The 13,229-nt window shown below is 59.4% G+C and carries 9 protein-coding genes and 1 pseudogene; 4 read left to right on the top strand and 6 right to left on the bottom strand.

Going from position 1 to position 13,229, the window contains the following annotated elements; all coding sequences use genetic code 11:
• Positions 1-94: 94 nt before the first annotated feature.
• Positions 95-1,471, bottom strand: a complete 1,377-nt coding sequence (locus GWG65_RS33605; RefSeq protein WP_275199780.1) for an FAD-binding oxidoreductase — start codon at positions 1,469-1,471, stop codon at positions 95-97.
• Positions 1,472-1,578: 107 nt separating this feature from the next.
• Between GWG65_RS33605 and GWG65_RS33600 the strand changes: the two genes are divergently transcribed.
• The gene (locus GWG65_RS33600; RefSeq protein WP_275199779.1) at positions 1,579-2,487 is read left to right on the top strand and encodes a LysR substrate-binding domain-containing protein; all 909 of its coding nucleotides are present in this window, start codon (positions 1,579-1,581) and stop codon (positions 2,485-2,487) included.
• Positions 2,488-2,849: 362 nt separating this feature from the next.
• On the top strand, positions 2,850-3,893 hold the full coding sequence (locus GWG65_RS33595) for a medium chain dehydrogenase/reductase family protein (protein WP_275199778.1): 1,044 nt from the start codon (positions 2,850-2,852) through the stop codon (positions 3,891-3,893).
• A gap of 324 nt (positions 3,894-4,217) precedes the next feature.
• Here the strand turns inward: GWG65_RS33595 and GWG65_RS33590 are convergent, their stop codons facing one another.
• The 4 genes from GWG65_RS33590 to GWG65_RS33575 all read right to left on the bottom strand — a co-directional run bounded on the left by GWG65_RS33590 (position 4,218) and on the right by GWG65_RS33575 (position 9,521).
• Positions 4,218-5,057: a universal stress protein gene (locus tag GWG65_RS33590; protein WP_275199777.1), complete on the bottom strand. Its 840-nt coding sequence runs from the start codon at positions 5,055-5,057 to the stop codon at positions 4,218-4,220.
• 123 nt (positions 5,058-5,180) lie between these two features.
• Positions 5,181-5,570: a response regulator gene (locus tag GWG65_RS33585; RefSeq protein WP_275199776.1), complete on the bottom strand. Its 390-nt coding sequence runs from the start codon at positions 5,568-5,570 to the stop codon at positions 5,181-5,183.
• Positions 5,567-8,608 carry a GAF domain-containing protein gene (locus GWG65_RS33580; protein WP_275199775.1) on the bottom strand — a complete coding sequence of 1,014 codons (3,042 nt, stop codon included), beginning with the start codon at positions 8,606-8,608 and terminating at the stop codon, positions 5,567-5,569. The genes GWG65_RS33585 and GWG65_RS33580 overlap by 4 nt, the downstream gene beginning before the upstream one ends.
• A 613-nt stretch (positions 8,609-9,221) precedes the next feature.
• Positions 9,222-9,521 (bottom strand): hypothetical protein, encoded by a 300-nt coding sequence (locus GWG65_RS33575; protein WP_275199774.1) that lies wholly within the window; start codon positions 9,519-9,521, stop codon positions 9,222-9,224.
• A gap of 361 nt (positions 9,522-9,882) precedes the next feature.
• Here GWG65_RS33575 and GWG65_RS33570 point away from each other — a divergent pair, with 361 nt between their 5' ends.
• Together GWG65_RS33570 and GWG65_RS33565 are read left to right on the top strand one after the other, a co-directional pair.
• Positions 9,883-11,040: an FIST N-terminal domain-containing protein gene (locus GWG65_RS33570; RefSeq protein ID WP_275199773.1), complete on the top strand. Its 1,158-nt coding sequence runs from the start codon at positions 9,883-9,885 to the stop codon at positions 11,038-11,040.
• Positions 11,041-11,412: 372 nt separating this feature from the next.
• Positions 11,413-12,285 (top strand): annotated as a pseudogene (locus GWG65_RS33565) (adenylate/guanylate cyclase domain-containing protein); the annotation flags it as partial.
• Positions 12,286-12,498: 213 nt separating this feature from the next.
• On the opposite strand, the gene GWG65_RS33560 reads toward GWG65_RS33565, so the two are convergent.
• Complete coding sequence (locus tag GWG65_RS33560; RefSeq protein WP_275199772.1) at positions 12,499-13,056, bottom strand: hypothetical protein; 558 nt, start codon at positions 13,054-13,056, stop codon at positions 12,499-12,501.
• Between the last annotated feature and the right edge of the window lie 173 nt (positions 13,057-13,229).

Genomic DNA, 13,229 nt, shown 5'->3' with positions numbered 1-13,229 from the left:
TTCGAGTCCTCCTCAGGAATCAGCAGGCCCGGCCAAAGGCCCTCCGGTCACATCCTGAATCAGGACAAGAGGACCAAAATTTTCACCTTGGTGATCAGGCCAGCGGCCGGATGTTCTGGTTCATGCGAAAGAAGTTCTTCGGATCGTATTTCGCCTTGATTCGCTGCAGACGCCGGTAGTTGGGCCCATACGCAGCAGCGACGGAATCGCCCGTCTCGTCGTCATCGAGGTAATTGACGTACCGGCCAGAGGCGAAGAAGGGCTGCATGCTTTGATAGGTTTCGCGTGCCCAGGCGATGCAGCGGCTCGTCTCGCTCGGCTGCATCCATTGCGCGAGCACCAGGAAATTGTAACCCTCTTGCCGATGCGGAAATGCCGTATCCCCCGCGTCAACACGGGTCGCGGCGCCGTGGATGTGCTCGAGGAGCAGCTGGCCCATCGGGGTCGGGCAGCGCGCGAAACATTCGATCATGGTCGCAATGGCAGCGTCACTCAACTCCGTGAGAAAGTTCGATTTCCAATAGTTGAGAGCGCCTTTCGGGAAGTTGGCGTCGAGCATGCTGTTGAGCTGGCAGTAGGGCATCGGCCCGACTGCGTCCAGGAGCGGAGCGCCGAACTGCTTCAGAGGCCGCATGGCCTGTTCCGCGTCGGCGGCCGGGCCGCAATGGCAGGTGACCAGGGCGGCTACATCTGTACCGGACCCGTCGGGCGCGTGGGTCAGCGTTGCAAACAGCGTGTGTTCGTCCGCCAGCGACCGCGTGCTGGCCCGGAAGAATTCGAGCACGTCACGGGAGCGTTCGATGGGGTGGACGATTGGCCCGCCGGTGATGACTGGCCCTACCGTATGAAGGTCGTATTCGAGACTGGTGGCGATTCCGAAGTTTCCACCGCCGCCGCGAATAGCCCAGAACAGATCGGGCTCCTCCTGCTTGCTGGCCCGCAAGACCTTGCCATCGGCAGTGACGAGTTCGACAGTCCGCAGATTGTCCAGCGCCAGGCCGTACTTGCCCATCAGCCAGCCCAATCCTCCGCCCAAAGTTAGCCCGGCGATCCCCGTGGTCGAGACCACGCCGCCGGTGACCGCAAGACCGTGAAGTTGCGTCTCGCGATTGACCTCGCCCCAGGTGACCCCGCCCTGTGCACGTACGGTTTTGCCGACAGCATCGACGTGGATGCCCTTCATTGGCGCCAGGTCGATCATGATGCCGCCGTCGATGGTCGCGCGTCCTGCCACATTATGGCCGCCGCCACGAACCGCGACCTCGAGGCCGAGCTTGGTCGCAAGAGCGACGGCATCGACGACGTCGGCCACACTGCGGCATCTGGCAATCAATGCCGGCCGCTTGTCGACCAGCCCGTTGTGGACCTTTCTGGCTTCCTCGTAGCCCTCGTCGGTTGGCTTGAGAAGTTGTCCTGCGAAGGAGGCGCTGAGATCGGCGGCAGCGCTGGCGACAGATGCGATGGACGACATGACACGGTCTCCTCGGTTCAACCCGCCATATCCTCAATCCTGCGCAGTCGCGGAGCAAATCCGAAGAATTCAGGTGACGATGAATTGATTTCACCTAGACTGGCCGCATGCACAAGCTGCCGCCCCTCATCGAGCTTCGCGCTTTTGAAGCTGCCGCCCGCCATCTGAGCTTCAAGAAGGCCGCGGCAGAGCTCGGCGTGACGCCAACGGCGATCAGCCACCAGATCGGGTTGCTCGAACAGTATTGCGGTCGCGCCCTGTTCCGCCGCAGACCACGGCCGCTTTCGCTGACCGATGCCGGAGCGCGACTGTTTCCCGCCATCCGCGGCGGGCTCGAGGTGTTTGCCGCTGCAATTGCGGCCGTCAAGCAGGAAAGCGACCAACAGCCTCTTCGGGTGACGACAACCAACGCCTTCGCCAGCCGCTGGCTCGTGCCCCGCCTGCCCGTGTGGCGAAAGCTGCATCCCGACGTGCCGCTGGACGTCATCGGCACGGACTCGGTGCTCGATCTGCAGGCCGGAGATGGCGATGTCGCCATTCGTTACGCGACCAGCCGGGTACGTCCGACAGACGGCATCGTCGATGATCTCTTCAGCGATACTTTCTGGCCCGTCTGTAATCCGCGCCTGCTTTCAACGGGACGGCTGAAAAGACCAGCCGACCTCGCAAACCACGTTCTGATCCACTCTTACTGGTCGCCGGCCGATCGTGAGCCGCCCACATGGCAGAGCTGGCTTGCCGCGGCTCAGCGCAGGTGGCGCGAAGTGCCCCAATTCAAGGACATGCAGCACTTGAGTTTCCGGGAGGAGCTGCACGCCATCGAAGCGGTGATCGCCGGGCAGGGAGTCGGGATTTTCAGTGATGTGCTCGTCGCACGCGACCTCGCCGCCGGTACGCTCGTGAAAGCGTTCAAGCTGAGTTTGCCTGGCTACAGCTTCCATGTGGTCAGCAGGCCAAGCCATCCGCGTGCGAGGACCATCCGAGCCTTCTCGGCGTGGCTGCAGTCGGGTGCCTGATCCGCTTCTGTTGCATCTTCGAAACGCCCGCTCGGGGCTCAGCTGCGGTCTTCGACGAAGAACACTCCGCAGGCCGGCGATGGGCCGTAAGCGGAAGTCGCTGCAGTCAACGATCCCACTCAATAGCTGTTGCTTCGGCCAGAGACTATCGAGGCTCGTGTCGATGAGCGGCTCCATTAGACGGATCTGGGAATGCTGTCGCGAACGTCCACATGGTCCGACAACGCCGACCGGCTGATTTGAGCCAGATCAAGGCAGACCTTCAGGTCAGAAATACTCTCTGTCACGTAGCGATGCGACAGCAATAGCTGCGGATCGGGGCCTGTCCTTGCGCTGAATTACGAGATTGCAGGGAGACCACCATGATCGAGCCGCGCAATCGAGTTGTTCAAGTCAGCCGCTTCGGTGATCCCGAGGGGCTGGAGGTGATCGACGCTCCCCTGCCGACCGCTGGTCGGGGAGAGGTGCGGGTCCGTGTACTCGCGTCAAGCCTCAATTACACGGAAGTGTTGATCAGGCGCCACCTATACCCGCAAACGATGCGTCTCCACCCGCCGTTCGTAATGGGCTACGACGTCGTCGGGAAAATCGATCAGCTCGGTGAAGGCGTGCATGATCTTCAGATTGGCGACCGCGTGGCCGACATGACCGTGGTCGGGTCAAACGCCGACTATCGTACGCTTCGCGCGAACGACGTGGCCCACGTGCCGATAGACGTAGACGCGGCGGAAGCGGCCACGCTGATATTGAGCTGGACGACCGCGTACCAGCTTCTGCACCGTGCGGCCCGGGTGCAGCGAGGCCAGCGCGTCCTGGTGCACGGCGCCGCTGGCGCCGTCGGCCAGGCGCTGCTCGCGCTTGGAAGGCCGGCCGGCCTCGAGCTGTGGGGTACCGTGCGCGGCGAGCACATGGCGCTCGTCCGAGAGCTAGGGGCAACGCCGATCGACTACCAACATGAGGACTTCACGCGCGTTGTGCCGGGCGGATTTGACGTCGTCGTCGACGGAATTGGCGAAGATGGCTATCGCCGTTCATACGCAGCGCTCAAACCTCGCGGCCTGCTCTGCGCCATCGGCTTCTCGGCGAGCGTGCAGGCACAGCGTCGCATGTTCCCTATCATGATGGAGATCATGCGCCTATACCTGTGGAGACTGTTGCCGAGCGGCAAGCGGGCTCGCTTTTACTCAGTCAATGCGATGCGGGCGCGACATCCGACTTGGTTCAAGGAGGACTTGGAGCGGCTGTTCGGGCTCTTGGCGACTGGCGCCATCCGGCCGCGCGTCGCCGAGCGGATCTCCTTCGACGAGGTTGCCGAGGCTCACCGCCGCCTTGAGGCGGGGGGGCTCGAGGGCAAGCTCGTGCTGTGCCCGGATCTCGCGCGCCGACACGACCGACGTGCCGCCTGACATGGCGCGCGACTTGGAGGTCCCCACTTTCAATGCGCGCAAACGATCCAAAGAGACAATCAACTTCCGCCTTGGGTGACAAGCGTTGGTCCAGGCAAGGTGCAGCTCAGCGTCCGATCTAGCAGCGACAGCGGACATCACGGCGGCTGAGGCGCTCCTCGCCTTGGGGGCCATAGGCTGACTTGCGAGAAGCGGCAGCTGTTGGCGCAAAGTGCATGTTCCGACGGAGGCGCTGTCTGAGAAGGCCGATTCCGTTGACAAGGTCGGTCCGACCGTCCGCAGGCTTGTCAGAGGGATCTCTAACGGAAGGGGACCCTCGCAGCTTTAATGAGCCATTAGGACAGGTAAATCCGCGTGCTCCATGATATAGCTGGTCGCCCCTCCGAACATCAGTTGCCGCAGCCTGGTGCGGGTGAAAGCTCCTTTGATTAACAGATCGCAGCCTTGTGCTCTGGCGGCATCGAGGACCGCCTCGCCAGTGTCGCGACCCTCCAGTTCAACCCTTATCAAATTGGCTGCAATGTCATTGTATTGCAGTTGCCGAACGATCCGATCGGCAGACGGTCCTGGTACCCCTTGCCCCCCAACAACGGTCAGGATCGACACTCTTTCGGCCAGATGAAGCAACGGCATGGCAAATGCGTTTACCCGAGCTTGTTCCGTGCTACCGTTCCAATGGATCATAATGTTTGTCGCGATGCTTCTTGGCGCGTTCAATGGCGTCAGGAGAACGGGTCTACCGCCCTCAAACAATGCGGATTCGATCGCGCGCCGGTGAGGGCCAGCAGCATCAACGTCGGACCGTGCCATCACGATGAGGTCGAAAGCGCGCCCATAACTTCCGACGAAGTCTTCGCCCTCAGGCGCCGTCGTCAACCAGTCAAAACATGGTCGACTCGATCCCCCGGCGGCTCGAGGAATATCGTGCTCCAGCATGAACGCTTCGAAGAAGCCTCGCATTTCGTTCAATTCGGCTTCGCTCTTGGTCTGATACGACTCTAAAGGAAACCCGGCGGCCAATTCTGCGACTACATATTGAGGGATTCCTAACCGGAGCGGAAAGCCTTCGATATACGCGCCGGTCCGTTGCGCGAGGCGCACGACGAAATCGAGCGTAGATGTCATCATCGAAATGTTTTGAAGTGGCACCAAGATCGTTTTCATTCTCAACCCCTATTTTCGGGTGAACATTAACGTAGGATGCCTCATCTCCCATGGGATAGCGGCCAAGATGATTCCACCTTGCGACCCGCTGCGGTTCGTCATCGACCACGAGAATGGTTGCGGTCATGCGGCTTGCTCAAGCCTCGTATCGATCTCCTGGCGCAGCGCCGCGAAGTCGATCGGTTTGGTCAGTAGGTTGGCTGCGCCGTTCTCCAGCGCCTTGCGCTTGGTCTCGGCATCACCGTAGGCTGTGATCATGATGACCGGCACATCGGGGCGGGCCGAGCGCACGATAGGTAGCATCTCGAGCCCGCTCATTCCGGGCATGTTGATGTCAGACAGGATGAGGATCAGGGTGGCATCCCCGATCTCGACCGCGCGCTGCAGCGCCGCGGGTGCCGACGATGCAAACTCCATAAGAAAACGACCCTCGCGCAGATCGCGCCGGAACTGCTGACGGAATAATACCTCGAAGTCGGGCTCGTCGTCGACGACCAATATATAGACGCTCACCTGCGGCCTCCGGTCTGCAATGGTGCCGGCAGCGTACGCGGCAACGTAATGATGAACTCTGTATGATCGCCAGGCTCGGTATCGAGCTCGATGCTACCGCCGTGTTGCTTCACGATGATGTCGTGGCAGATTGAAAGGCCAAGCCCGGTTCCTTCGCCCGCGGGCTTGGTTGTGAAGAATGGATTGAATATTTTCTCCCTCACGTCGGCCGGGATGCCGGCGCCGTTATCGCGAATCCGGATTTCCACGGCGCGGCCAAGATTTGTGGTCATCGCGCGCAGCCTCGGCTCAAAGCTGTCGCCGACGGCGTCCTTTTGTTTGCTGGTCGCGTAGAATCCATTTGCAATGAGATTGAGGAACACCCGCGTGATCTCCTGCGGATACAAATCGAGCGCCCCAGCAGATGGATCGAAATGCCTTTCAAGAGTGATATTGAATGCCGGCTTTTCAGCGCGTGCGCCGTGATAGGCAAGGTTAAGACTTTCCTCGACGACCGCGTTGATGTCGGCCGAACGGCGCTCGCCAGAACCTTCGCGCGAGTGCAGGAGCATATTCTTGACAATGGAATCGGCGCGCTTTCCATGCTGCACGATCTTTTCCAGATTGCCTTGTAGCATGTGTATCAGCGTATCGATTTCCTGCCTTGCCGCCTCACCGAGTGCGGCTGAGCGCAGCCCGTCGCCGAGCTCGTCAATCAGTTCAGAGGAAAGCGCAGCAAAATTATTGACGAAATTGAGCGGATTCTTGATTTCATGTGCAATGCCGGCGGTAAGTTGCCCGAGCGAGGCAAGCTTCTCAGTATGGATCAACCGATCCTGCGCGTTTCGCAATTCCTCGAGCGATTGCGACAATTCCATAGTGCGCTCGCGCAGTTCATTCAGTAAGCGTGCATTCTCGATCGCGATCACGCCCTGGTGTGCGAAATTGGATACGAGCTCGATCTGTTTGTCCGTGAAGGGTTTAACTTCCTGACGGAAGATCGTGATGGTGCCGATCAGCTCGTCTTCCTTGAGCATGGGTACGATGACGAGGGTCCTTGCGCCAGCAAGGTCGGCAAGCGCGCGAACGTTCGGGTTGCCCTCGACGTAGGGCGGCTGAGTTCTGATATCGTCGATATGAACCGTCTGATGAGTTTTCTCGACCGTGCCGAGCCCGCTCGCGGGATGTGGGCGAATGCTCTGGTATAGTCGGGTATCAACGTAGGCTTGCGGCGCGTTGTGAAGTGCGACCGTGCGAAAGCCGCCCTCCTCGTAGAGATTCATGGTCCCGAAGCCGGCACCGCAGATACGTGTCGCATTCTCCAGCATTTTGTTGAAGACCGGGGTCAGTGCGCCCGATGAAGCGCTTATTATTTCCAGCACCTCCGACGTTGCAGTCTGCCGCTCCAGCGATTCATTTAATTGCTCGAACAGATGCACGTTGCCAATGGCGATAACAGCCTGATCTGCAAAAGTCTGAAGCAGGTTGATCTGCTTCTCGCCGAATGGACGAACCTCCGTGCGACGGAGCACGATCGCACCCATGCTCTCGCCTTCGCGCAACAGCGGCACGCTCAGTACGGTCCGAACGTTGGAGCGGAGCGCATATTCCCGTCCTGTCGGGAATTCCTCCCCTTCGGGCCCGAGCAGGTCGTGCACATGAACGGTGCGGCGATCGATAATGGCCCGTCCGGTGGGCGATTGGACGCTGATTGATCGTCGGCTCCACACCACGGGAACTTGTCCATGGTGCGCCTGGATGACGATATCGTCGCCATCTCTCAGAACGACCAGCGCATCGTATGCCTCGCAAAGCCCGCATGCGCTTTCCACAATCGCCTTGAGCACCGGACCGACTTCAGTCGGCGAGGAAGCGATAACTCTCAAGATATTGGCACTACCGGTCTGGTACGTCAGCGCCTCAGACAGATCTCGCGTCCTGCTTTGCAATTGTTCGAAGAGCCGTACATTCTCGATTGCGATCACGGCCTGGTCGGCAAACGTGGCAACGAGGTCGATCTGCTTTTCCGTGAAAGGCTGCACGCGCTTGCGAGCGATTACGATCGCGCCGATCGGCTCATTCTCGCGCAGGAGGGGAACGCCGAGCGCCGTGCGCTGACCAGCCATGGTGATCGACGCGCGCAGCCCATATTCGGAATCGGCAGCGACGTCGAGGATTTGCACCGGACGGCGTTCGAGTACGGCACGACCTGTAACCGTGCTCCGGTCGGGACTAATCGGGTGAGCCTGCAGAAACTCGATGTATTCCTCGGAAAACCCTACCGCTGCTCCGGCCTGATATTCATCACCTTCGCGGCGCATGATGAATGCCATCTCCGCTTCGCACAGCCGTGCCGCCGAATCGACCAGCGTGTTGAGCACGGTTTGCAGATCAAAGGTCGAGCGGCTGATCACCTTCAGCACATCGGCAGTCGCGGTTTGCTGCTGGAGCGATTCGGCGAGATCGCGCGTCTTCGCTTGGACCTCATCGAATAGCCGGACATTCTCAATGGCGATGACGGCCTGATCGGCAAAGGTCTGCAGAAGTTGCACATGGCGTGGGGCGAAGGTACCCGGCTCGACTCGCGTTACGCTGATCATTCCGATCACCACGCCGCCGGTCGCGAGCGGAACGAATAACATGCTGCGAAAGCCGCGGGCGCGCGCGATATATTTTATTTCGTTCGTTAGTGCTTCGGTATCGGGGGTCGGCACGATGTTACCGGCCTGTGTTAGTGCGAAAGTCTCGAAATCGGCAATCGGCCGCGGAAACATATTCTTCAAGGCGACATCGGCGGCAGGATTCGTCGGCGTGAACGCCGCCAAGTGGGCAGTGCCGTCGATGAAGCGGAATACGGTAGTCGAAAAGCCGCCGAGCAAGGCATTGGCACGCCTCGCGATTGCATCGAATACTGGTTTCACCTCCCGTGGCGAACTGGCAATGATCTTGAGAATGTCCGCTGTGGCGCTCTCGCGATCTTGTGCGGCGCGCAATTCGGCCAGCAGCCGTGCGTTTTCTTGCTGGAAATCCGCCACCACGTCCTGAGGAAGCGCGGCCATCATGAAAATCCAAACGCCCGACGGTTCGGGGGCGACGTCAAAATCTGATCAGGAAAGAGTCGGGATTATTCCACTGTCAGGTCCTTCCGGCCAGACGTATCGTCAGTTGATTCTCACTCGAGTTCGCGTCAACTCCATCCGCGGGAATAGCTCGCGCTTGCGAGAGTAATATGCAGCTCTGCGCGTCCGCGATCTGCCGAACTGGGAGACTTCCGCAAACTGCCGCTGCACGCCGACTTTGTTTCATGTGCTGTGCTAAGTGCAATGGCCGTCGCAAATTCCCGGCACCCGGTGTTCGATGATGACCGCTCCCAATCAACCACCGAGCTGGAAGAGCGGCTTCTGGCGCAAAGCGGACATCCTGCGGACACGTCACTTCCGCTTAGGGTCAAAATGCGAAGAACTCAACGTGAGCAAGTCTGGTCTGCTGTGCCTCGGCGAGCGGACCTCCCTGAGGCGTGCTGCTAATTCGCTGATGGGCCAAGAAGCGACATCGACCACGGATGGCGGCTCAGTCAGCTGGGATCGTAAACTGAAAGAGAGCACTCCGCGGCCGATGCGGCTCACAGTACCTCAATACTCGAAAGCAACGCCGGCAACTCTCAGCGGGGCCTCAGAGATCGATGCCGACCGCGATGTTACGGCCCATCAATTCGGCAAAGGTAACTGTGTGCGCGTACAGCTTTGCGAATGCCTCGTCCTTTGCCAATGCTTCCTGTACCTTTCCGTACACTTCCCAACTGGAATAGCGCGTAGCGATAAGAAACTCCCCGGCCCACGTACCAGTGTGAAACCGAGAAAGCCGAAGAAATTCTGCGCCATGTTTTTCGAAGATTGCCTTCGCCTGCTTGGCGGTCTTGATCATTTCCTCAGGCTTGTCGCTCTTGAAGCGTGTAAATTGTACAATGGCCATGACCTAATTCCTCCGTTGACCCCCCACAGATTAGGTCTAGGCGTGGCCGCAGAGGTTCACAGGATGGCCCTATGATGCAGGGTCCGAGTTGGGTTGAAAACGGTCTCGATCTGCAGCTTCAGATGGGCGATCCACGTATGCTGCGGGTTGCTCTAGTCGATCGCCTGACAAGCCCCCAGCCGTCCTACTCGTGGTCGAGTAAAGAGGAAGTAGTCCTTTTAAATCAAACCACTTCAGAGTAGGCTAAATGACTTCCATGTGGCGAAGTCGTATTTCAGATGCGCCGCAAATGGTCATTGGTGAAGGTGGTCGTGCAGAGACCCTGACTCGTTAGACATTTTACTCGGCATGATCACCTTTCTTGCAGGAGCAAAAGGTCATGCAACATGCGCAATACCAATGGATTCAAAGCCGCGGCTGGACTCCGGAATTGCCGGCTGCCGAGGCAGGCTCGCAGAGGCTGATATTTACATTCGGTGCAAAGCAGTTGCTGAAGGACAGAGTGCTGACGGGCGAGCTTCAGGATCATTTTCCCGGGGCGATGCTGATCGGGGGCTCGACCTCAGGCGAGATTGCCGGGGATGAAGTGACGGACGACTCGTTGGTGGCGACCGTTATAGGCTTCGATCACACGAACTTCCGGGCAGCCCACGCGACGATTGGCGAGGGACAGGCCAGCTTCGAGGTTGGAAAGGAGCTTGCCCGACAGCTGAACGACGACACGCTGCGCCACGTGTTCGTCATGTCGGACGGCTTGAAGGTCAACGGATCCGAACTCGCGAAGGGAATCGCCAGCGGCGTCGCCTCGACCGTGTCGGTGACCGGCGGGCTGTCCGGAGACGGCGCCAACTTCGCCGAAACCCTGGTGGTCGACGAAAGCGGCGCCAGCCCGCAATGCGTGGCCGCCATCGGCTTCTACGGCGACCATCTCAAAATTGGGTATGGTTCGATGGGAGGCTGGGAGTCGTTCGGGCCGATCCGCGAGATCACGCGAGCCGAAGGGAACGTGCTCTACGAGCTCGATGGACGGAGCGCGCTCGATCTCTACAAGACGTATCTGGGTCAGCATGCCGAGAAGCTGCCGGCATCCGCACTTCTGTTTCCCATCGCAGTCACCGAGGCCAACTCCAAGGTGAGCGTGGTGCGCACCATCCTGTCGGTCGACGAGCAAAACAAATCCATGACCTTCGCCGGCGACATCCCCCAGGGCGGAACCGCTCAGCTTATGAAGACCAACGTTGACGATCTGGTTGAGGGCGCCAGGGCCGCGGCCGAGACGAGCATGAAGGGACTCGGGGGACAGAAGCCGGATCTGGCGCTGCTGGTCAGCTGCGTCGGGCGGAAGCTCGTGATGGATCAGCGCACCGAGGAAGAGACCGAAGCCGTGCGGGAGGTGCTCGGCGACGATGCCACCATCGCGGGGTTCTACTCCTACGGTGAGCTCGCGCCGTTCAGCCAGGGCGAAGCCTGCCGGCTGCATAATCAGACGATGACGATAACCGTTTTTTCGGAGCACTAGAGCGTCTCCGAGCGAAAATGGGACGCCGGTTCGCGTGAAAAAAATGCGTCAAAGCATAGAGCAGGGTTCAAGAACGCGTAGCAATTTCGAGGAACGATCCTACTCAGGCACGTACTGTACGGCGGGACGACGGCTCTGCAGAGCTGGCGTCCCGCTTCTACGGGGGAGTTCGGAATGCATAGCCTCCTCAGTCGCCAGCTTCGGAAGCATCTCGGCATCAAGGACGAAGTTCCGGAGGAGCTGAAGGCGTTCATCGCTGCCGTCGATGCCGGCTATAGCAGTGCGGACAATCAACGCGCACTGCTCGAGCGCTCGCTCGAGCTCAGCTCGCAGGAACTGTCGGAGGCCAACGAGCGGGTGCGGCTGGCATCCGAGGAGATCGCTCTCAAGAACAAGAGGCTGGAGGCGCTATCGAGCAAGCTCGCCAAATACCTATCGCCGCAGGTCTATGATTCGATCTTCTCCGGCAAACAGGAAGTTAGAATTACGAGCGATCGCAAGCGGCTGACAGTCTTCTTCTCGGACATCGCCGGCTTCACCGAGACGGCGGAGAGGCTCGAATCCGAGGATCTGACGCAGCTTCTCAACCACTACCTGACAGAGATGTCCAGAATCGCGCTGTCCTTCGGTGCGACCGTCGACAAGTACGTTGGAGACGCCATTGTCGCATTCTTCGGTGACCCGGAGACGCAGGGCGTCAAGGAGGATGCCCTCGCCTGCGTTAAGATGGCTATCGCCATGCGTGAAAGGCTGCATGACCTAAAGCACGTCTGGCGGGATGCGGGCGTCGAAAAGCCGCTGGAGTGCCGGATCGGTATCAACACGGGCTACTGCACCGTCGGGAACTTCGGCAGCGAGGATCGCATGGAATACACCATCATCGGCAGCGGCGTAAATCTCGCTGCGCGGTTGGAGACTGCTGCTGCGCCGGGCGAGATCCTCGTTGCCTACGAGACCTTCGCGCACGTCAAGGATCAGGTCTACTGCGAGGAGTGCGACCTGATCAAAGTGAAGGGCATCGCCCATCCAATCCACACCTACCGCGTGATCGACCTCCACGAGAACTTGAAGGAAAAGCACGCGGTTCGCGCTGAGATGCCCCATTTCAAACTCGACGCCAATTTCAAGTTGATGTCCGACGACGAACGGCAGGAAGCTACTTTGCTGCTGCGCGAGATGTTGGCGCGACTGTCCATTGACAGTGTCCCCGTTCTGTCGCCGGTCCGCCTCCAAGCGGAAGCCTGAGCCTTACGCCGTCGGCTTCGGCACGGCCATCAGGCAGCCTTTGCTGCCACACCAGCAAACCAGAAGGGCGGCGGTTCGACCACTCTATCGGCTTATCGTCGGGTAGAGCCAGGTTGGCGGAAACAGACATCCGCAGTGCTGGTCGGCATGTCTCAAAAGGGGCCTCTTCCGGACGTAAGAAGCCAAACGTCGTCATCTTCAAACAATGCTGCCCTACTCTTCCGTTGATCCAAAGAACTGCTTGATGGGCGCCAAGGCATCAATGGCTGGAATACTCTGGCAGGCTTGGATGCGTGAACACCAGGGATACGGCAAAGCGGCGAGCCATTGCATGATCGGCTCCGACATCTTGACTGGAAGAAGACACATAATTTCGATGTCGATCGCGAGCTTTTTCACACGGCCACGATCGTCGGAGCCGAAATGCCAGTCGTAGTGGCCGCACCCGACACGAACTGCGCCCCCTTCCTTTGCCGACATTCCGACGAGCCAGTCGCAACGGAAATGTGGTAGGTGCTCCGACTCGGGGCGGGAAAAGCAAAATGTGCGGACATTCTCGTATTGATCACCGAAGTTCGTGACCAGTACTTTGGTGACTTGCTCCAGTCCCTGTGCAGATCTTGGAAACGAGATGACGTCAGTCCTTACGACCATCTCTAACTCGCAATCCCCGGCGAAGGCATCTTTCATCACCTCCGGTCGATTTCCATCCTTTGCAAATACGTAGGTCCGTATTGCGTCGGCGGCATTGATGGCTTTGGATTGGTTCATTCGTTTACCCCTGCACGTCAGGGCGCGACTTGGCCGCAGGCAATTCAAACTGACCAAGTTAGCGGAGGCAAGCCTCCTCAGTACGTCCGTTCCGCGTCATTCGCGTCGTTTTTGGTTGCGCGCTACCAACTTCCGGGTTCTCACCCCGGAGATGTTCGCCGCGCGGGCACAAG

It is taken from the genome of Bradyrhizobium sp. CSA207, from assembly GCF_029051685.1.
Lineage (GTDB): Bacteria > Pseudomonadota > Alphaproteobacteria > Rhizobiales > Xanthobacteraceae > Bradyrhizobium.
Note: the sequence above shows the minus strand (reverse complement) of the source record. Positions and strands in the feature narration are given on the sequence as shown.